The organism is Aeromicrobium sp. JP4 (genome assembly GCF_054957925.1).
The window spans coordinates 3313559-3332592 of the sequence record NZ_CM143290.1 but is presented as its reverse complement, the minus strand read 5'-3'; the positions used below and the strand labels follow the sequence as shown (position 1 = coordinate 3332592).

Here is a 19034-nt window from a genome sequence, read left to right as displayed (position 1 = left end):
GAGACTACTGCAGTACAGGGCGCTGCCCGAGCACCGAACGACCCACGCGCACGTGTGTCGCGCCGTGCGCGATCGCGACCTCGAAGTCCTCGCTCATCCCCGCTGAGATCATCGTCGCCGACGGCGTGGTGCGCCGCAGTTCGGCGCTGATCTCGCGCAGGTGGGCGAAGCTCGGGGCGGGGTCCTGGCCCAGCGGCGCGACGGTCATCACGCCTCCGAGCTCGAGGTGGGGGCACTCCCCCGCGATGACGTCGGCCAGGGCCGGCACGTCGGCCGGTGGCACTCCCGCACGCCCGGGGTCGGTCGTGTCGAAGTCCACCTGGACGAGGCAGCGCAGGGTGCGCCCGGCGGCCTGAGCGCCACGGTCGAGGGAGCGGGCCAGCTTGGCCCGGTCGACGCTGTGGACGACGTCGGCGTAGCGCGCGACGGCACCGGCCTTGTTGGTCTGGAGGCCGCCGACGAAGTGCCAGCGCAGCGCCACGCCCGCGTCGGCGGCGGCGAGGTGCTTCTCGGCCGCCTCCGGGTGACGGTTCTCGCCGACGTCGGTGACCCCGAGCTCGGCCAGCAGCGCGACGTCGGACGCCGGGTGGGTCTTGGTGACGACGACGAGGGTCACCTCGTCGGCGGACCGGCCGGCCGCGTCGCAGGCGCGGGCGATGCGCTCGCGGACGGCGAAGAGGTTCCGCGCCAGCTCGTCACGGCGTTCCATCGCCACTCCTCTCGCGGCGCAGCACCACGGCCGCGCCGAAGCGACCGGCCGCGTCGCCCTGCCGCCGGTGGGACCAGAACCGCTCGTCCTCGATCGTGCAGCCACCGAGGTCGTGGACGACCACGTCGGCGCGCTCCAGCTGGGCGACGACGCCGGCACCGATGTCGAGTCCCGGCGTGCCCCGGCGGGTGGTGGCGCGGGCGGCCGGCTCGACCGCCGTGACCTCGTCGGCCATGGCGGCCGGCACCTCGTAGCAGGAGCCGCACGCCCGGGGACCCACCCACGCCTCGAGGCGCGAGGCGCCGCGGGACCGCAGCGCCTCGACCGCCGCGCCGGCGACTCCGGAGGCCATGCCGACGCGGCCGGCGTGGACCACGGCGGCGAGGGGCCGGTCGGGATCGACGAGCACGACCGGCACGCAGTCGGCGACGCGGACGATCGCCACGACGCCCGGGCGGTCGAGCACGAGGGCGTCGGCCTCGGGCTGGGCCTCGGGGTCGGCGACGGCGACGGTCGCTCCGTGGACCTGGCGCATGAGCGCCGGGCGGCCACCGAGCGCCGCAGCCACCACGCCCGGACCCTCCGCGGGTGATCCGTCGGCCGGGCCCCGGCCCAGGTCGGTGCGCGCGTCGGTGAAACCGAACGACGCGACCCCCAGGTCGGACCGGAACCAGAACGGCGCGGAGTGGTCAGGCACGGTCAGCGCAGGAAGTCCGGGATGTCGAGACCGTCGCCGAACTCCTGGCCGGCGGGCTGGCCGACCGGGACGGGCTCGGTGACGACCCGCTGCTCGGAGCCTTCGGAGCGCTCGGCCGGCTTCTGCGTCGTCGCGGGCGCCGACTCCTTGGCGGCGGCCTGCTGCTCACGGCTGCGCAGCGCCGGCTGGGCGGCGTCGCGCTGCTTGGGCTCGCCACCGTCGAAGCCGGCGGCGATCACGGTGATGCGCACCTCGTCGCCGAGCGAGTCGTCGATGACCGTGCCGAAGATGATCTTGGCGTCGTCGTGGACGGCCTCCTGCACCAGCTCGGCAGCCTCGTTGATCTCGAACAGGCCGAGGTCGGAGCCGCCGGCGATCGACAGCAGGACGCCGCGGGCGCCCTCGATCGAGGCCTCGAGCAGCGGGCTGGAGACGGCCAGCTCGGCGGCCGTGGCGGCGCGGTGCTCACCGCGCGCCGAGCCGATGCCCATGAGGGCCGAGCCGGCATCGCTCATGATCGACTTCACGTCGGCGAAGTCGACGTTGATCAGACCGGGCGTGGTGATGAGCTCGGAGATGCCCGAGACGCCCTGGTAGAGCACCTGGTCGGCCTGGCGGAACGCGTCCAGCAGGCTGATGCTCTGGTCGCTGATCGACAGGAGTCGGTCGTTCGGGATCACGATGAGGGTGTCGACCTCCTCGCGGAGACGCTGGACACCGACGTCGGCCTGCGCCGCGCGGTTGCGTCCCTCGAACTTGAAGGGCCGCGTGACGACCCCGATGGTCAGCGCACCGAGCGACCGCGCGATGCGCGCCACGACCGGCGCGCCGCCGGTGCCCGTGCCGCCGCCCTCGCCCGCCGTGACGAAGACCATGTCGGCGCCCTTGAGGGCCGCCTCGATCTCCTCGGCGTGGTCCTCGGCCGCCTTCTTGCCGATCTCGGGATCGGCGCCGGCGCCGAGACCGCGCGTGGAGTCACGACCCACGTCGAGCTTCACGTCGGCATCGGTCATGAGCAATGCCTGGGCGTCGGTGTTGATCGCGATGAACTCCACACCCTTGAGCCCGGCCTCGATCATGCGGTTGACGGCGTTGACACCACCGCCGCCGATGCCGACGACCTTGATCACCGCAAGGTAGTTCTGGACCGCCATGTCGTTCCCCTTCAAACCTTAAACTTCAAGTGGAGGCTTATAGTTATGTCAACCTCGTCGATGGTTTGACACTAGGTGGGCCGTCCGGACGATCGTCGATGACACGCCGTGTCGGGCGTGTGTTGTTGAACTCGATGCGGGTGGGGCGGCTGAGGACGCGCGTCACTCGAGCGTCGTCGGGCGCTCGGGAGCGCTGACGTCGTAGCTGCGCGCGTCGATCTGCAGCAGCGGGCGCAGCACCGACAGCTTGGCCTGCGCCTCCTCGGCGCTCCCCCACACCACGGTGCGGCCCTTCGACAGGGCCAGCTCGATCGAGTCGCGGGTCTCCGCCGTGATCGTGTCGGTGTCGCCGAGCAGGTCACGATCCCCGGCGGCGATGTCGGCCGCCACCCGTGCCGTGGCGGCCACGACGCGACGGTCCTCGACGTCGACGTCCAGCTCGGGCAGGTGCCGCGGACGCGAGTTCAGCGGGCGGTAGACCACCCCGGACGGGTCGACGGCCCAGGGCGTGCCCGAGCGGTCGACCCACGCGACCGCGTCGCGCTCGGTCACGACGATGCGGATCGTGTGCGGCAGGTCGCGCTCGACCTTCACGGACTCGACCGGCTTGAGGGTCGCCACACGCTCGGCGATCGCGTCGGTGTCGACGCGCAGGACCGGCGTCCCCAGCGGAACCTCGGCGGTGCGCACGACCCGGTCGACCGGAACGTGCTCGGTGCCGCTCACGGTGACCTCGCGGGACTCGAACAGGCTCGAGAACCAGATGGCCCACACGGCTGCCGCGACGACGAGCACGAGCAGGACCACGCCGGCGATGCGCCAGCGTGAGCGACGACGCTTCAGGCGGAGCTTCTCGGCGAAGCGGTCACTCATCGCCGGAGTCCCGCAGCAGCTCGAGCAGCGCCGGCCCGACCGTGGTGACGTCCCCTGCGCCGAGGGTCAGCACGAGGTCGCCCGCCCGGACCAGCGGCAGCAGGAACCCCGGCACGTCCTGGACCGGTCCCCCGGCGAGGGCATGCGGACCGGCAGCGCCGACCACGAGCGCCGACGTCACGTCCGGGTCGGCGGCCTCGCGGGCGAGGTAGAGGTCGGCCACGACGACGAGGTCGGCCGCGGCCAGCTCCTGGCCCATCCGTGTGCCGAACAGCCGCGTGCGGCTGACCAGGTGGGGCTGGAACACGACGACGAGGCGGTCGTCGCCGGCCAGGGCCCGGGCCGCGGCGATGTCGGCGGCGATCTCGGTGGGGTGGTGGGCGTACGAGTCGACGACGCGCACCCCCGCGGCCTCGCCCTTCGGCTCCATCCGACGAGCGGCACCGGTGTAGCCGGCCAGGCCTTCGACCATGCCGGCGACGTCGTGACCGAGCTCGCGGCCGATCGCCAGCGCCAGCAGGGCGTCCGCGGCGTAGTGGCGTCCCGGGACGGCGAGCACGACCTCGGTGGGCGGCAGGTCGTCGGCCGTGACCGTGAAGCGGGTCGTGGAGCCCACGACCTCCACGTCCTGACCTCGCACGTCGGCGTCGTCGGCGAAGCCCGCCGTGACGAGGCGCGGGCTGTCGACGGTCTCGCGCAGCCGGCGGCAGCCGGGATCGTCTGCGGAGAGCGCCACGACCTCCTCGACCGTGCCGGCGAACTCGGCGAACGCCCGCTCGTACGCCTCGACCGTGCCCCACGTGTCGAGGTGGTCGGCGTCGATGTTGGTGATCACGGCGGCGTGCGGGCGGTAGTGCAGGAAGGCGCCGTCGCTCTCGTCGGACTCGACGACGAACTCCGGACCCGCGCCGCGGCGGGCGTTGGTGCCCAGCCCCGCGACCTCAGCGCCGATCGCGAAGGACGGGTCGGCCCCGGCGCCGCGCAGCGCGAAGGTGAGCATCGCGGTGGTGGTGGTCTTGCCGTGGGTGCCGGCGATCGCGATCCGGCGGTCGCCCAGCATCGTGGACATGAGCCCGGCCGAGCGCGGCCACAGCCGCAGCCCGCGCCGCTGCGCCTCGACGATCTCGGGGTTGTCCTCGGGGACGGCCGTGGACGCGATGACGGTGTCGCGGTCGGCGAGGTACGCCGGGTCGTGGCCCACGTGGCACGTGATGCCGGCCGCCCGCAGGCGCTGGAGCACCGCGGAGTCCCTGCCGTCGCTGCCGCTCACGTCGACCCCGGCCTCGTGCAGGAGCAGGGCGATCGCCGAGAGGCCGGCGCCGCCGATCCCGATGAGGTGCACGCGACCGAGCTGGTCGGCGGGAAGGACCTCACTCGGCAGGTCGATCCTCACCGGCGCTCCTCCCCCGCGCGGTGCACCAGGTCGGCGAGGCGCTCGGCGGCGTCGCGCCGCACGATGCCCGAGGCGGCCTGCGACATGCGCCCGAGGCGCTCGGGCGAGGTGACCAGCGACACGACGGCGCTGTCGACCCAGGCCGGGGTGAAGGCGCCGTCCTCGATGAGCAGCGCACCGCCCGCGCCCACGACCGGATGGGCGTTCAGGGCCTGCTCGCCGTTGCCGATGGGCAGCGGCACGAACACGGCGGGCAGGCCGACGGCTGCGACCTCGGTGACGGTGTTGGCCCCGGAGCGGCACACGACGAGGTCGGCGGCCGCGTAGGCCAGGTCGATGCGGTCGATGTACTGCTCGACCACGTAGGGCGGGTCGCCCTCACGCCGGTCGAGGTCGACCTCCTCGGGCCGGCCGGCAGCGTGCAGCACCTGCACGCCAGCCTCGGCGAGGTCGCGGGCCGCGGCCGACATCGTGGTGTTGATGCGGCGGGCGCCCTGGGAGCCGCCGGTGACCAGGATGGTCGGCCGGTCGGCGTCGAGGCCGAAGTGCGCGCGCGCCTCGGCGCGCGTGGCGTGACGGTCGAGGTCGGCGATCTGGCGCCGGATCGGCAGGCCGATGTAGGTGCCGTGGCGCAGCTCGGTGTCGGGAAAGCTGGTGGCGACGTGACGGGTCAGGCGCGCGCCCAGCTTGTTCGCGATGCCGGGCAGGGCGTTGCCCTCGTGCACCACGAGCGGGAGCTTGCGGCGGCGCGCGGCGAGGTAGGCCGGCACCGAGACGTAGCCGCCGAAGCCCACGACGACGTCGGGCCTGAACCGGTCGATCACGTCGAGGGTCGCCGAGACCGAGCGGCGCAGGTTCGCCGGCAGCCTCACCAGGTCGGCGTTGGGGCGGCGCGGCAGGGGCACCGGCGGCACCAGCTCGAGCGCGTGACCCGCCTGCGGGATGAGCGTGACCTCGAGACCACGGGGCGTGCCGAGGCAGACGATGTCGTCCCCGGCGTCGGCCAGCACGGCGGCGGTCGCGAGCAGCGGAGACGTGTGACCGGCGGTACCACCGCCGGCGAGCAGGACGCGCACGGTCAGCGACCCACCGTGCGCTGCTTCTTGCGCGCCTTCGCGCGGCGGGAGGTGGACAGCGCCCGTGCGGCGCCCGGTTCGGTGGTGGCGCAGTTGGCCAGGAGGCCCAGCGCGGCGAGAGTGGCGATCATGCTGGAACCACCGTACGAGATGAGCGGGAGCGGGACGCCGATGACCGGCAGCATGCCCAGCACCATGCCGATGTTGATGATCGCCTGCGTGGTAAGCCAGATGGTGATGCCGGCGGCGAGGTAGCCGGCGAAGCGGTCACGGCTGCGGTGCGCGATCCGGAAGCCGGTGTACGCCAGCAGGCAGAACAGCACAAGGATCACGAGGCTGCCGGCGAGGCCGAGCTCCTCGCCGATCACGGCCAGGATGAAGTCGGTGTGGGCCTCGGGCAGGGCGCCCCACTTCTGGCGGCTGCTGCCCAAGCCGAGTCCCCAGAAGCCGCCGCGGGCGAAGCCCATCATGGCCTTGATCGCCTGGTAGCCGGACTGCTCGGGATCGGCCATCGGGTTGAGGAACGACATGAACCGGTCGACCCGGTGCTGGGCCGTGGCGACGAAGAACAGCAGCAGCACGACCAGCCCGGCGCCGAAGCCGAGCATCGGCTTCAGCGGCAGCCCGGCGACCCAGAGCATGCCCGCGATGATCGCGAACAGGATCACGGCGGTGCCGAGGTCCTTCTGGAACACGACCAGGGCCGCCACGGCCCCGGCGATCGGGACGACCGGGGTGATGACGTAGCGCGGCGTGCCGAGGTGACGGTGCCGGCGGGTGTAGAGGTCGGCGATCCACAGCACGATCGCGAGCTTCGCGAACTCCGAGGGCTGCAGGTTGAAGCCGGCGAACAGCGGGATCCAGTTCCGGTTGCCGTTGATGTCCATGCCCAGAGGCGTGAAGGTCAGGCCGATGAGGAGCACGACGGCGAGGAGCGCCGGTCGCGCCAGCTGCCGCACCCGCTCCAGGGGGATGCGCATCGCGATGACCATGGCGACCAGGCCGACGACGGCGAAGATGGCCTGGCGGCCGAAGATCTCGAAGGAGTTGCCGTACACCCGCAGGGCGAACACCGAGCTCGCGCTCAGCACCATGATCAGGCCGAGCCCGAGCAGCAGGCCGGTGGTGCCCAGCACGAGCTGGTAGGAGGCGAGCGGACGCTCGAGCAGGGTCCGCACGGTGTCGAGCGTGCTCGACGACCGCCGAGATGCGGTGGTACTCATGGCGTTCCTTCGGGGAAGAGAAGAGAAACTGCTCACCAGTGTGGCCCGTGGGACGGCGTGCCTCGGGGACCTACAGGCGCGTGTCGCCCGGGGACCCGATCCGGGCCCGTCTGAAGGCGTGCGCGCCCTGGCCGGTGACCCGGTGCGGGCGTACGGTGGATCGATGGGGCTCGATGGGAACTTCCCCGTGGCACGCATCAGCGATCCGGACGACCGCGTCCCGATCTACTTCGGGCGGCGGGTGATCGGCCACCTCGGCCCCGCCGACGGCTTCCACTCGTCGGCGACGAACGTCACGTGCCGCATCAGTCGCCGCAACGGAGCCTGGTACAAGCTGTGGAACCCCGGCGGCTGGGACCCGGCCGCGACGTCGGCCTACGTCTCGGCCGCTCGCACCTTCCTGCAGAACGTGGACGCTCCGAACCCGATGCACGACTGCGTGGGCAACAGCGACTCCCCCGGACCGCCCTGGTGGCGCGATGTCGTGGTCGCGACGTCGATCGCGGGCACCGTCCTCGCGGCGATCGCGGCACGACGGTTCCTGCGCGAGCGGCCCCCGCGTCCCCCGTTCCCGTCGCCCGTCGAGAGGCCCGGGGCGGGAGCCTGAGCAGCTGGCGTCAGCCGCGGCCGAGCCGGCGCACGGCCTCGGCGAACGCGTCGCCGCGGTGGGCGTAGTCGCGGAACTGGTCCATCGAGGCGGCGGCGGGCGCGAGCAGCACCGTGTCGCCCGGGTGCGCGAGCCGGCGCGAGGCGGCGACGACGGAGTCCATGAGGGTGTCGGCGTCGGCGCCGTCGGCCAGCTCGACGGGAACGTCGGGCGCGTGCTCGGCGAGCGCGGCCGCGATCAGCTCGCGGTCGGCGCCGATCAGGACCGCCCCGCGGATCCGGTCGCGGGCGTCGCGGACGAGGTCGCCGTAGGCAGCGCCCTTCGCCAGTCCCCCGGCGACCCACACGACCTGGTCGAACGCCTGCAGCGAAGCGCGTGCCGCGTGCGGGTTGGTGGCCTTGGAGTCGTCGACCCACCGCACGCCGTCGGCCTCGGCCACCGTGCTGATGCGGTGAGGGCCCAGCCTGAAGGCACGCAGCCCGTTGCGGACCGCGACGGCGGGCACGCCGTGGGCCCGCGCCAGCGCCGCGGCCGCCAAGGCGTTCTGCACGTTGTGGGGCGAGGCGTCGTCGAGGTCGGAGAGGGACGCCAGCTCGGCGGCGCTGGTGGCGCGCTCCTCGACGAACGCTCGGTCGACCAGCCGGTCGTCGACGATCCCGACCATGCCGCGATCGGGGATGCCGAGCGTGAAGCCGATGGCGCGGGCGCCCTCGACGACGTCGGCCTCCTCGACCAGGTGCATCGTGGCCTCGTCGGCGACGTTGTAGACGCACGCGCGCTGGACCTGCTCGTAGACCTTGCCCTTGGCGGCGGCGTAGGCCTGCGCCCCGCCGTGCCAGTCGTAGTGGTCGGGCGCGAGGTTCAGCACGGCGGCCGCCTCGGCCGACATCGACTGCGTCCAGTGCAGCTGGAAGCTGGAGAGCTCGACCGCGAGCACGTCGCGGCCCTCCGGATCCATGACGGCCTCGAGGATCGGGGTGCCGACGTTGCCCACGGCCTGCGCGCGCAGACCGGCCGCCTGCAGGATCGCCTCGAGCATCTGGACGGTGGTGGTCTTGCCGTTCGTTCCCGTGACCGCCAGCCACGGTGCCGGGTCGCTGCCGCGCAGGCGCCAGGCCAGCTCGACCTCGCCCCAGACGGGGATGCCGCGACCTGCGGCCTCGGTCAGCAACGGCGCGCTGGGGCGCCAGCCCGGCGAGGTGACCACGAGGTCGACGTCGCCCGGCAGGGAGGCCGTCGTGCCGGGACCGAGCCGCACGTCGGCACCGAGGACCTCGAGCAGGTGGGCCTGCTCGCGACGGTGGTCATCGCCCTCGGACTCGTCGAGCACGACGACGCTGGCGCCGAGGTGGTTCAGGGTGTCGGCCGCGGCGAACCCGCTGACGCCGAAGCCCGCGACGACCGCGCGGACGCCCTCCCACGAGGAGTCGCGGTGCAGCGACGTGACGTCACGCTCAGAAGGCACCGACGACCCACTCCCAGTAGAAGAGGCCGATGCCGGAGATCACGCAGATGCCGCTGATGATCCAGAACCGGACGACGATCGTGATCTCGGCCCAGCCTTTCAGCTCGAAGTGGTGCTGCAACGGCGCCATCCGGAAGATCCGCTTGCCGCCGCTGATCTTGAAGTAGCCCACCTGCAGGATCACCGAGAAGGTGATGATGACGAACAGTCCGCCCAGCACGATCAGCAGCAGCTCGGTGCGGGTCATCAGCGCGAAGCCGGCCATCAGACCACCGAGCGACAGCGAGCCGGTGTCGCCCATGAAGATCTTGGCGGGCGAGGCGTTCCACCACAGGAAGCCGAAGCACGCGCCGGTGACCGCGGAGGCGACCACCGCGAGGTCGAGCGGGTCGCGCACCTCGTAGCACTTGGGGCCGGGGTCGAGCAGGAAGCAGCTCTGGTTGGACTGCCACACGTTGATCAGGACGAAGGCGCCGAACACCATGACGGCGGCGCCCGTGGCGAGGCCGTCGAGCCCGTCGGTGAGGTTCACGCCGTTGCTGGCGCCGGCGATCATCAGCAGGACCCACACGATCAGCAGGACGGTCGGCAGCTCCCACGACAGGTCGCGAGTGAAGGAGATCGCGTGGGTGATCGGGGTCTGGCCGTTGTCGTTCTCCCAGCCGATCGCGAGCACCGCGAAGACCAGTCCGACCAGGATCTGGCCGATCATCTTGGCCTTGCTGCGCAGGCCGAGGCTGCGCTGCTTGGCGACCTTGATCCAGTCGTCGAGGAAGCCGATGACGCCGAGGCCGACGAACAGGAACAGCAGCAGGACGGCGGAGGCGCTGGGCTCGTAGCCGGTCCACAGCTTCGCGATCGCGTAGCCGAGCACGGTGGAGATGATGATGACCAGGCCGCCCATCGTGGGCGTCCCGCGCTTCACGTGGTGCGACGTGGGACCGTCGTCACGGATGAGCTGTCCGTAGCCCTTCTTCACGAGGACGGCGATCGCGAAACGGGTGCCGACGAGAGTGCCGACGAGCCCCACGACTCCCGCGATCAATACGGCCAGCATCGCTTCCGTTGTTTCCTTCCGTGCGTTTCAGTCGCGCAGCAGCGCTTCGGCGATCCGCTCGAGACGGGCGCCCCTCGATGCTTTCACAAGCACCACGTCACCGGCGCTGAGGCTCGCTGAGAGCGCTGCCACCGCCGACTCGACATCGTCCACCAGCACGCCGACAGGGCCGGCTCCCCGAGCGATCTCGGCGGCTCCGGCACCCACGGCGATGACCCGGGCGATGCCCAGGTCGGCGGCCAGACGGCCGATCCGGTGGTGCTGCTCGGACGACTCGTCGCCCAGCTCCAGCATCTCACCGAGGACGGCGGTGCCACGTCCCGGGGCCAGCCCGGCGAGGGCCCGCAGCGCCGCGGCCATCGACTCGGGATTGGCGTTGTAGGCGTCGTTCACGACGACGACTCCCCCACGGGTCTCGTGGCGCTCCATGCGCATGGGCGAGCCTGCCTTCGCGGTGGCGAGCGCCTCCACGGCGGCAGCGGCCGGGACCCCGAGCGCGGAGGTGGCCGCGACCGCGGCGACAGCGTTGATCGCGTGGTGCTCGCCCAGCTGCGGGACGGTGGCGTCGAGGACGGTGCCGTCGACCTCGATCCGGAAGTGCGGGTGACCGGAGTCGTCGAGGACGACGTCGTCGTCGAGCCGCACGCGGCCGGCACGGCCGAACGTGAGCACGGTGCCCTGCGTGCGCGAAGCCATGGCCGCGACGCGCAGGTCGTCGGCGTTCAGGACGGCGGTGCCCTCGGGGCCGAGGGCCTCGACGAGCTCGCCCTTGGCCTGGGCCGTGCGCTCGAGTCCGCCGAACTCGCCGGCGTGGGCCGTGCCGACGTTGAGCACCACGGCGACGTCGGGCGGCGCGATGGCGCACAGCGAGGCGATGTGGCCGATCCCCCGCGCACCCATCTCGAGCACCAGGTGACGCGTCCCGGCGTCGGCGCGCAGGACGGTCAACGGCACGCCGAGCTCGTTGTTGAACGAGCCCTCGGGGGCCACGGTGGCTCCGTGCGCGGCCAGGATGTGGGCCATCAGGTCCTTGACCGAGGTCTTGCCCTGCGAGCCGGTGACGGCCACGACGTCGATGTCGCTCTCCGCCCTCAGCGCCGCCAGCCGGTCGGCCGCGAGCCGCCCCATCGCCTCGACGGGGTCCTGGACGATCACATGAGGTCCGGCGACGGCGCGCGTGGCTATCGTGGCCACGGCTCCGGCGTCGAGCGCGGTCTGGACGAAGTCGTGCCCGTCGACGCGCTCGCCGGGGATCGCCACGAAGAGCGACCCCGGGGCGACGCGGCGCGAGTCGATGACGACCGGGCCCTCGACGGCGAGGGTGTCGTCGCCCTCCACCCGCCCGCGCGTCGCGTCGGCCACCTGGGCGAGGGTCGTGCGGATCACGACGCGCCGCCGATCAGGGAGACGAGCACCTCGCGGTCGTCGAAGGGGTGGACGACGTCGCCGACCTGCTGGCCGCGCTCGTGACCCTTCCCGGCGACCACGACGGTGTCACCGGTGCGGGCCTGCCGGACCGCGGTGGCGATCGCGTCGTGGCGGTCGCCGACCTCGACCACCTGGGCCGCGCCGCGCTCCGCGCCCGCCAGGACCTCGGCACGGATGCGGGCCGGGTCCTCGCTGCGGGGGTTGTCGTCGGTGACGATGACGACGTCGGCGAGCCGGGCGGCCACCTCGCCCATGAGGGGTCGCTTGCCCCGGTCGCGGTCGCCGCCGGCGCCGATCACGACGATGAGCCGCCCGGCCGTGACGGGCCTCAGGGCACCGAGGACCGCCTCGACCGCCTCGGGCTTGTGCGCGTAGTCCACGACCGCGGTGAAGGGCTGGCCGGCGTCGACCCGCTCCATCCGGCCGGGGACGCCTCTGGCGGCGGCGACACCGCGGACGAGGTCGTCGAGGTCGTGGCCCTCCCCCGCGAGCGCGACGATCGCCGCCACCGCGTTGGAGACGTTGAACGCGCCCGCCAGCGGGACCGAGAGCTCGGTCTCGGTGCCGTCGGGCGCGATGAGCGTGACGTCGCTGCCGAGCCGGTGGGCCCGCACGTTGACGGCGCGCCAGTCGGCCGCCGCGCCCTCGGTGGAGAACGTGGTGACGGGCAGCGAGGTCAGCTCGGTGAGTCGCCGCCCGTGGGCGTCGTCGAAGTTGATCACGGCACACCGGGCGTGCTCCGGCGTGAACAGCTCGGCCTTCGCGGCGAAGTAGGACTCCACGTCGTGGTGGAAGTCCAGGTGGTCGCGGCCCAGGTTGAGGAACACGGCCGAGTCCAGCACGAACCCGTCCACGCGCCCCTGGACGATCGCGTGGCTGGAGACCTCCATCGCGCACGCGGCCACCCGCTCCTCGGCCATGACCGCGAAGAGCGCCTGCAGCGCGGGCGCCTCCGGTGTGGTGAGGCTGCTGGCCGCCGGGCGTCCGGCGATGCGCGTGCCGATCGTGCCGATGACGGCCGAGTGCGACTCCCCCAGCGCGGCCTCGGCGAGGTAGGTGGTGGTGGTCTTGCCCTGCGTGCCGGTGACTCCCACGGTGGTGAAGCGGCTGCTGGGGCGGTCGTAGAACCGCGCCGCGAACTCGGCCAGATGCGCGCGTGGGTGCTCGACCACGACCGCCGGGACGCCCACCGGGAGCGTCGCCGCGCCCTCGGCGTCCGTGAGGATCGCTACGGCCCCGGCCTCCAGCGCCTGGGGCGCGAAGCGCGATCCGTGCGTGGTCGCGCCGGGCAGCGCGGCGAACAGGTCGCCGGCGACGACGTCGCGGGTGGAGAGGCTGATGCCGGTGACCGTGGCCTCGCCCGACACGGTGGCCGCGGGCAGCTCTGCGGCCACCCTGGAGAGGGGCCACGTGGGCCTGTCGTGCGGCCTGACCCTCATCTCGTCCACCCGCCCCAACCTACCGGGCGGCACGACGGCTACCAGTCCTGCTTGATCTTCGGCGGCTTGGCGCCCGTGGGCGTCACGCCGAACCGCTCCAGCGCCATCGACATGATGTCGTGGAAGACCGGGCCGGCCATCGAGCCACCGCCGGCGTTGCGCGGCGGCTTGTCGATCACGACGTACGTGATGAAGCGCGGGTTGTCGGCCGGCGCGAAGCCCATGAAGGAGATCGTGTTCTGGCCGCGGACGTAGCGTCCCGTGGTCGGGTTGACCCGCCAGGCGGTGCCCGTCTTGCCGGCCACGCGGTAGCCCTCGATCTGGGCGGCCGGTGCCGTGCCGTCGTCGGCCGTGACGGCCTCCATCATCCGGGTGACCTCGGCGGCGGCCTCGCGGGAGACGACGCGGCGGGACTCGCCCGCCGGGGTCTTCTCGACCGAGCCGTCGGCCTTCGTCAGCGAGTCGACCACCCGCGGCGTGCACATGACGCCGCCGTTGGCGATCGCGCCGACCGCGCGGACCATCTGGATCGCGTTGACCGAGACGCCCTGGCCGAAGGAGGTCGTCGCGTGCTTGGCCTTCGTCCAGTCGCGCACCGGGGACACGATGCCCACCGACTCCTCCGGCAGGTCGATGCCGCTGCGCGTGCCGAAGCCGAACTTGCGCAGGTAGGAGTAGAAGGTCGAGTCCGACATCTGCTCGGCCGCGACGATCGTGCCCAGGTTGGAGGATTTGGCGATCACGCCGGCGGCCGTGAGCTTCAGCGCGCCGTGCTGCCAGTAGTCGCCGATCGGGAAGCCGTCGATGACCATGCCCGAGGGCACCTTGATCTTCGTGTCGGCCGAGACCTTGCCCTGGTCGGCCAGGGCGGCCATCGTGATCGTCTTCATGACCGAGCCGGGCTCGAAGACGTTGGAGACCGCACGGTTCACCAGGGTGTCGTCGCTGACGCCGTCGCGGCTGTCCGGGTTGAAGGTCGGGGCCTGCGAGAGCTGCACGATCTGGCAGGTGCGGACGTCCATCGTGACGGCCAGGCCGTAGTCGGCGCCGGCCGAGCTGACGACGTCACGCAGCCGCTGGTCGGAGTACCACTGCAGGTCCCGGTCGATCGTGGTGTTGACGTTGGCACCCGGCACCATCTCCTTGACCGTGGAGTCGGCCATCGGGATGCGCTGGCCGGTCGAGGAGACCTCGTAGGTGGAGGACCCGTCCGTGCCGGTCAGCCCGGCGTCGTACTGCATCTCGAGGCCGGCGATGCCCTTGCCGTTCTCCTCGGTGATGCCCAGCACGTTCGCGGCGAGCGAGCCGCCCGGGTAGCTGCGCAGGCTCTCGGTCTCGGTGAAGACGCCCGTGTAGTTGGCCTCGGCCACGGCCTTCACGGCCTTGCGAGCCTCGAAGGCCGGCAGGTCCTTGGCCAGGAAGACGAACTTCGAGTCAGGGGTGCGCAGCTTCTGGATCGTGTCGAAGTAGTCGATCTCGTCGCCGAGCTTCTCGTGCAGGATCCGCGCGATCTCCGGGGCGTTCTCGGCCGTCATCGACGGGTCGGCCGTGATCGTCAGGCCGTCGGTGCTCGTCACCAGCTCCTCGCCGTTGCGGTCGACGATGTCACCGCGCGGCGCCGGGATCACGGCCTTGCGGGTTCCGGCCTCCACCGCCATCGCGGCGTAGGCCTTCGTGTCGACGGCCTGGATCTGGAACAGCCGGGCGCCGAAGACGACGAACAGGGCCAGGACGCAGATGACCAGGACGCGCAGGCGGCTGCGGGTGATGGCGAGCGGCATCAGCCGGCCCTCCTGACGTTGGTGTCGGGCTCGGCGGGAACGGGCTCGCCGATGACCTTGCCGTCGGCGAGTCGCAGGAAGACGGGGTTGGCGTTGGGCACCATGCCCTCGCTCAGGGCGCGGTCGGCCAGCCCTGAGGGGCTCTGCATCCGGTCGACCTCGGTGGCGAGCTGCTCGCGCTGGGCCTGCAGGAGCGTGGAGCGCTGCTGCAGGTCGTCGATCTTGAAGGCCTGCGCCTGCATCGCGGTGCTCAGCAGGATGAGGCCGACGAGTCCGGCGGCCAGGATCGAGAGCACGACGACGACGAACGGGGCGCGACGCGCACGGACCCGCACCGGGCCGACCAGCTTGAGGCCGACGTCGCGGGCGTCACGCCCGCGCGCGGCCAGCCCGGACGCGAGCGCGGAGGAGCGGGCGGCCGCCGAGCGGCTCAGGGCACGAGGAGACGTTGCAGTGCTCATGACGTCACCGCCGTGGAAAGGGCACAGTACGGCGACGCCGTCATGAGGTCTCCTCGGTTCTCTCGCTGGCGCTCGCTCATGCGGCAGCGATCCGTTCGACAGCGCGCATCCGGACCGAACGCGCGCGGGGGTTGTCGGCGATCTCGTCCTCGCCGGCCAGCTCGGCACCCCGCGTGAGGGAGCGGAAGCGGGCCAGCATGGACTCGGGCACCACGGGGAGGTCCCGCGGCGCCGTGGACGTGGTGACGGACGTGAACACGCGCTTGGTGATCCGGTCCTCCAGCGAGTGGTACGACAGCACGACGACGCGTCCGCCCACCGACAGCAGGTCGAGCGCGGCCGGCAGGGCGCGGCGGTAGACGCCGAGCTCGTCGTTCACCTCGATGCGCAGCGCCTGGAACGTGCGCTTGGCGGGGTTGCCGCCCGTGCGCCGCGCCGGCGCCGGGATGCAGCGACGGATGAGGTCGACGAGCTGCTCGCTGCGGTCGAAGGGCCGGGTCTCGCGCTCGGTGACGATCTCCTTGGCGATCCGGCGGGCGAACTTCTCCTCGCCGTACTCGCGCAGGATCCGGGCGAGGTCCTTCTCGTCGTACGTGTTGAGGACGCCGGCCGCGGTGAGCTCGTCCTCGGAGTTCATCCGCATGTCCAGCGGCGCGTCCTGCGCGTAGGCGAAGCCGCGGTCGGCCAGGTCGAGCTGCATCGAGGAGACGCCGAGGTCGAACAGGACCCCGTCGACCGTGGTGCGACCGCTCTCCGCGACGACCTCGGGAATCTCGTCGTAGACCGCGTGGGCGGCCTCGAAGCGATCACCGAAGGGAGCCAGCCGCTCCCCCGCCCGGCGCAGCGCCTCGGGGTCGCGATCAACGCCGATGACGTGCAGGGACGGGTAGCGCGTGAGCATCGCCTCGGCGTGTCCGCCCAGGCCGAGCGTCGCGTCGATGATCACCGGATGCTCGTGACGCTCCACCACCGGGGCGAACTCCGACACGACGCGGTCCAGCATCACCGGGACGTGCCGCGCGCTCATGCCGCCTCGCCCGGGCAGACCGGCAGGGCGATGGGGCCCGATCCCCGCCTGCAGAGTTCTGACGCCGGGGAAGTGACGTCAGAACCCCTCAGGCGGGCATCGCGCCCCACCGCGGAGGTGCTCAGAAGATCCCGGGGAAGATCTCCTCCGACAGGTCGGCGAAGCCCTCCTCGTGCTCGTCGGAGAAGTCGTTCCAGCGAGCCGAGTCCCAGATCTCGAACCGCTCGCCCGTGCCCACGACCGTGCAGTCGCGGTCCAGGCCGGCCCAGTCGCGCAGCAGCTGCGACACCGGCACGCGTCCCTGCTTGTCCGGCGTCTCGTGCGCCGCTCCACCGAAGAGCATGCGGACGAAGTTCCGTGCCTGCCGGTTCGTGAACGAGGCCTGCCGGGCGCGTCCGGAGAAGTCGTCGAACGCCTCGGGCGTCCAGCCGTAGATGCAGTGCTCCTGACCGCGGGTCAGCACCACACCGTCCGAGAGCAGCGGACGGAACTTCGCCGGCAGGAAGAGCCGACCCTTCTCGTCGAGGCGCGGCGTGAACGTGCCGAAGAAGTGCGTCGATGCCGGTGCGGTCATCGCGTCCTCCCTGCTCCACGTCGCTCTCCTCTGAGGTCGAAGTCCGGTGTTTCCACCACTACGCCCCACCTTAACCCACAACGCTCCACCATCCACCCGCTTTTCGTCAAGGGAGGGGCGTGTCGCGTGGGACGGGAACGAAAAAGGCCCGCCATCTCGGTGATGGCGGGCTGGTGGAGCGAAGTGGGGGGATGTCAGGCGATCGGGACCATCCCGGGGCAGGAATGACGAAGGCCCCGCCGATCGGCGGGGCCTCGTGGGGCGTGCGTGTCGTGGTGGCGGGTCACATCCCGTCGTCCTGGCGTCGCTGCCAGCGCTCCTCCATGCGTTCGACGAAGGAGCCGGAGCCCTTCGGCGAGGACGGGGCCGGTCCGCCGGCGTCCTGCGCTCCGCTGATGCCGCGGCGCCAGGCCCGGACGAAGAAGTAGGCGGCGGCCACCATCGCCACGAAGCCGAGGGCACCGATCCAGGTCATCTTGGACACGGCTCCGCCCAGCAGCATGGCCACACCGGCCAGGAAGCCCACGACGCAGATGGCCGCGACACGGCGGTTGTGCGCGATCAGCTTGGAGCCGCGCAGCGTGGACGCGAACTCGGGATCCTCTGCGGCCAGCGACTGCTCCAACTGGGCGAGCAGCCGGGCCTCTTCGTCCGACAGTGGCACGGTGACTCCTTGGTCAGGGGTGTGAGATCGATTCTAGGCGGGCCATGGACTGCAAACCAGCCGAACGACCTGCGAACTGCGGAATCCGGCGAATCGCCTGCTCGAGTGCGAAGAGCTCCTCGCGCGCACCGGCCGATCCGTCGACCACGACGCCCGGAACCTCGTCGCTCAGGACACGCACTCCCTGGCTCACGACGGGGGTCAGGCCCTGGCCGGAGAGCAGCTGCTCGAGCTCCTCGACGTACCACCGTCGCGGCCCGAGGGCGTCGAGGTCCCACGTGTCATCGGGCACGGCGTCGACGAGGGCACGGGCGGCGGCGAAGTCGCCCGCGGCGGCGCGTGCGGTGATGGTGGCGACCCGTCCGGCGACCACGACGCTGAGCCAGCCTCCGGGCCGCAGGACGTCGCGCGCCGCTCCCACGGCCTGGGCCGGGTCGACGACGTACTCCAGCACGCCGTGGCAGATCACGAGGTCGACACTGGCGGGCGGCACGTGCTCGGCCAGGTCGGTGGAGTCGCCGAGCCGTCCGTCGACCTCGACGCCCGCCTCGGCGGCACGCCGGGCGGAGGCCGCGAGGGCATCGGGACTGGGGTCGACCACGACGACCCGATGGCCCAGCGCGGCGACGCGGACCGCGTCGGACCCCGTTCCCCCGCCGAGGTCGAGCACACGCAGGGAGCCCGAGCCGTCGGCAGCGGCGCCGGCCTGCACGAGCGCGTCGAGCACGGACTGCCACGCCAGCACGCCACGGATCGGACCCATGACGCCACCCTCCCACAGTCCCCGGAGCGCGATCGATGGCCGGTCCCCCGCGCGATACGGTCACGGCATGGACCTCGCCGCCCTCGTCTTCGCCACCGGCTGGGCCAGCGGCGTGAACGCCTGGGCCACCGTGGGCGTCCTCGGGATCGTGGCGCGCGCCGGCGGCTCGGAGTGGGTCCCCGCCGGCTTCGGCGACTGGTGGGTGATCGGCCTGAGCCTGGGCATGTTCACGATCGAGTTCGTCGTCGACAAGGTGCCGTGGCTGGACTCGGCGTGGGACGGCATCTCCACGGTCGTGCGTCCGGTGGTCGGCGCGGTCGTGGCGTGGAAGCTGGCCGAGTACGGTGGCGAGCTCGACCCGGCCCTGCTCGCGTTCCTCGGCGGCGGGACCGCACTGGCCTCGCACGGCGTGAAGTCCGGCGTGCGGGCCGCGGTCAACACCTCGCCCGAGCCCTTCTCCAACGCTGCCCTCAGCGTCGGCGAGGACGTGAGCGTCGTGGCCGTCGTGCTGCTGGCGCTCGCACACCCGTGGGTCGCACTGGCCGTCACCGCGGTCGCCCTGGTGCTCGGCGTCTCGCTCTTCCTCTGGCTGTGGCGCGCCGTCCGCCGGGCGCGCTCGCGGCGCCGCGAGCGGAGGGAGTGA

At 72.3% G+C, this 19034-nt stretch carries 19 protein-coding genes; 2 read left to right on the top strand and 17 right to left on the bottom strand.

Features of this window, described 5'->3' with window-relative positions:
* Positions 1-4: 4 nt before the first annotated feature.
* The 7 genes from ACY1JX_RS16440 to ftsW form a co-directional block, all read right to left on the bottom strand.
* A complete protein-coding gene (locus tag ACY1JX_RS16440; protein WP_462564631.1) occupies positions 5-709 on the bottom strand; it encodes a YggS family pyridoxal phosphate-dependent enzyme in 705 nt (234 codons plus the stop codon).
* Positions 696-1406 (bottom strand): purine nucleoside phosphorylase YfiH/LACC1 family protein, encoded by a 711-nt coding sequence (locus ACY1JX_RS16435; RefSeq protein WP_462564630.1) that lies wholly within the window; start codon positions 1404-1406, stop codon positions 696-698. Before ACY1JX_RS16435 ends, ACY1JX_RS16440 begins: the two co-directional genes overlap by 14 nt.
* Positions 1407-1408: 2 nt before the next feature.
* Positions 1409-2560 (bottom strand): cell division protein FtsZ, encoded by a 1152-nt coding sequence (gene ftsZ / locus ACY1JX_RS16430; RefSeq protein WP_462564629.1) that lies wholly within the window; start codon positions 2558-2560, stop codon positions 1409-1411.
* Positions 2561-2722: 162 nt separating this feature from the next.
* The gene (locus ACY1JX_RS16425) at positions 2723-3433 is read right to left on the bottom strand and encodes a cell division protein FtsQ/DivIB (protein WP_462564628.1); all 711 of its coding nucleotides are present in this window, start codon (positions 3431-3433) and stop codon (positions 2723-2725) included.
* Positions 3426-4826, bottom strand: a complete 1401-nt coding sequence (gene murC / locus ACY1JX_RS16420) for a UDP-N-acetylmuramate--L-alanine ligase (RefSeq protein ID WP_462564627.1) — start codon at positions 4824-4826, stop codon at positions 3426-3428. Before murC ends, ACY1JX_RS16425 begins: the two co-directional genes overlap by 8 nt.
* Complete coding sequence (murG, locus tag ACY1JX_RS16415) at positions 4823-5902, bottom strand: undecaprenyldiphospho-muramoylpentapeptide beta-N-acetylglucosaminyltransferase (RefSeq protein WP_462564626.1); 1080 nt, start codon at positions 5900-5902, stop codon at positions 4823-4825. The genes murC and murG overlap by 4 nt, the downstream gene beginning before the upstream one ends.
* A 2-nt stretch (positions 5903-5904) precedes the next feature.
* Positions 5905-7125: a putative lipid II flippase FtsW gene (ftsW, locus tag ACY1JX_RS16410; RefSeq protein ID WP_181756782.1), complete on the bottom strand. Its 1221-nt coding sequence runs from the start codon at positions 7123-7125 to the stop codon at positions 5905-5907.
* A gap of 163 nt (positions 7126-7288) precedes the next feature.
* Between ftsW and ACY1JX_RS16405 the strand changes: the two genes are divergently transcribed.
* Entirely contained in the window at positions 7289-7732 is a 444-nt protein-coding gene (locus tag ACY1JX_RS16405; protein WP_462564625.1) for a hypothetical protein, read from the top strand.
* 10 nt (positions 7733-7742) lie between these two features.
* On the opposite strand, the gene murD is transcribed toward ACY1JX_RS16405, so the two are convergent.
* The 10 genes from murD to ACY1JX_RS16355 form a co-directional block, all read right to left on the bottom strand.
* Positions 7743-9197, bottom strand: coding sequence for a UDP-N-acetylmuramoyl-L-alanine--D-glutamate ligase (gene murD / locus ACY1JX_RS16400; RefSeq protein ID WP_462564624.1), 1455 nt, complete (start codon positions 9195-9197; stop codon positions 7743-7745).
* The gene (gene mraY, locus ACY1JX_RS16395; RefSeq protein ID WP_181756779.1) at positions 9187-10254 is read right to left on the bottom strand and encodes a phospho-N-acetylmuramoyl-pentapeptide-transferase; all 1068 of its coding nucleotides are present in this window, start codon (positions 10252-10254) and stop codon (positions 9187-9189) included. Before mraY ends, murD begins: the two co-directional genes overlap by 11 nt.
* 27 nt (positions 10255-10281) lie before the next feature.
* The gene (locus ACY1JX_RS16390; protein ID WP_462564623.1) at positions 10282-11640 is read right to left on the bottom strand and encodes a UDP-N-acetylmuramoyl-tripeptide--D-alanyl-D-alanine ligase; all 1359 of its coding nucleotides are present in this window, start codon (positions 11638-11640) and stop codon (positions 10282-10284) included.
* On the bottom strand, positions 11637-13121 hold the full coding sequence (locus ACY1JX_RS16385) for a UDP-N-acetylmuramoyl-L-alanyl-D-glutamate--2,6-diaminopimelate ligase (RefSeq protein WP_462565898.1): 1485 nt from the start codon (positions 13119-13121) through the stop codon (positions 11637-11639). Before ACY1JX_RS16385 ends, ACY1JX_RS16390 begins: the two co-directional genes overlap by 4 nt.
* Positions 13122-13159: 38 nt before the next feature.
* Positions 13160-14902, bottom strand: coding sequence for a peptidoglycan D,D-transpeptidase FtsI family protein (locus ACY1JX_RS16380; RefSeq protein WP_181756777.1), 1743 nt, complete (start codon positions 14900-14902; stop codon positions 13160-13162).
* On the bottom strand, positions 14902-15363 hold the full coding sequence (ftsL, locus tag ACY1JX_RS16375; protein WP_181756776.1) for a cell division protein FtsL: 462 nt from the start codon (positions 15361-15363) through the stop codon (positions 14902-14904). The genes ACY1JX_RS16380 and ftsL overlap by 1 nt, the downstream gene beginning before the upstream one ends.
* A 76-nt stretch (positions 15364-15439) precedes the next feature.
* The gene (rsmH, locus tag ACY1JX_RS16370; protein ID WP_462564622.1) at positions 15440-16390 is read right to left on the bottom strand and encodes a 16S rRNA (cytosine(1402)-N(4))-methyltransferase RsmH; all 951 of its coding nucleotides are present in this window, start codon (positions 16388-16390) and stop codon (positions 15440-15442) included.
* 121 nt (positions 16391-16511) lie between these two features.
* A complete protein-coding gene (gene mraZ, locus ACY1JX_RS16365) occupies positions 16512-16964 on the bottom strand; it encodes a division/cell wall cluster transcriptional repressor MraZ (protein ID WP_286928183.1) in 453 nt (150 codons plus the stop codon).
* Between the two features lie 283 nt (positions 16965-17247).
* Complete coding sequence (locus ACY1JX_RS16360) at positions 17248-17628, bottom strand: DUF3040 domain-containing protein (protein ID WP_181756773.1); 381 nt, start codon at positions 17626-17628, stop codon at positions 17248-17250.
* Positions 17629-17641: 13 nt separating this feature from the next.
* Positions 17642-18391, bottom strand: a complete 750-nt coding sequence (locus ACY1JX_RS16355; protein WP_462564621.1) for a class I SAM-dependent methyltransferase — start codon at positions 18389-18391, stop codon at positions 17642-17644.
* Between the two features lie 67 nt (positions 18392-18458).
* On the opposite strand from ACY1JX_RS16355, the gene ACY1JX_RS16350 reads away from it, so the two are divergent.
* Positions 18459-19034, top strand: a complete 576-nt coding sequence (locus ACY1JX_RS16350) for a DUF4126 domain-containing protein (RefSeq protein ID WP_462564620.1) — start codon at positions 18459-18461, stop codon at positions 19032-19034.

What these genes read in the sequence shown, in the direction of transcription:
- ACY1JX_RS16440 (WP_462564631.1), bottom strand. Translation starts at nt 709, where the DNA reads ATGGAACGCCGTGACGAGCTGGCGCGGAACCTCTTCGCCGTCCGCGAG.
- ftsZ (WP_462564629.1), bottom strand. Translation starts at nt 2,560, where the DNA reads ATGGCGGTCCAGAACTACCTTGCGGTGATCAAGGTCGTCGGCATCGGC.
- ACY1JX_RS16425 (WP_462564628.1), bottom strand. Translation starts at nt 3,433, where the DNA reads ATGAGTGACCGCTTCGCCGAGAAGCTCCGCCTGAAGCGTCGTCGCTCA.
- ftsW (WP_181756782.1), bottom strand. Translation starts at nt 7,125, where the DNA reads ATGAGTACCACCGCATCTCGGCGGTCGTCGAGCACGCTCGACACCGTG.
- ACY1JX_RS16405 (WP_462564625.1), top strand. Translation starts at nt 7,289, where the DNA reads ATGGGGCTCGATGGGAACTTCCCCGTGGCACGCATCAGCGATCCGGAC.
- mraY (WP_181756779.1), bottom strand. Translation starts at nt 10,254, where the DNA reads ATGCTGGCCGTATTGATCGCGGGAGTCGTGGGGCTCGTCGGCACTCTC.
- ACY1JX_RS16385 (WP_462565898.1), bottom strand. Translation starts at nt 13,121, where the DNA reads ATGAGGGTCAGGCCGCACGACAGGCCCACGTGGCCCCTCTCCAGGGTG.
- ACY1JX_RS16380 (WP_181756777.1), bottom strand. Translation starts at nt 14,902, where the DNA reads ATGCCGCTCGCCATCACCCGCAGCCGCCTGCGCGTCCTGGTCATCTGC.
- ftsL (WP_181756776.1), bottom strand. Translation starts at nt 15,363, where the DNA reads ATGAGCACTGCAACGTCTCCTCGTGCCCTGAGCCGCTCGGCGGCCGCC.
- rsmH (WP_462564622.1), bottom strand. Translation starts at nt 16,390, where the DNA reads ATGAGCGCGCGGCACGTCCCGGTGATGCTGGACCGCGTCGTGTCGGAG.
- mraZ (WP_286928183.1), bottom strand. Translation starts at nt 16,964, where the DNA reads ATGACCGCACCGGCATCGACGCACTTCTTCGGCACGTTCACGCCGCGC.
- ACY1JX_RS16355 (WP_462564621.1), bottom strand. Translation starts at nt 18,391, where the DNA reads ATGGGTCCGATCCGTGGCGTGCTGGCGTGGCAGTCCGTGCTCGACGCG.
- ACY1JX_RS16350 (WP_462564620.1), top strand. Translation starts at nt 18,459, where the DNA reads ATGGACCTCGCCGCCCTCGTCTTCGCCACCGGCTGGGCCAGCGGCGTG.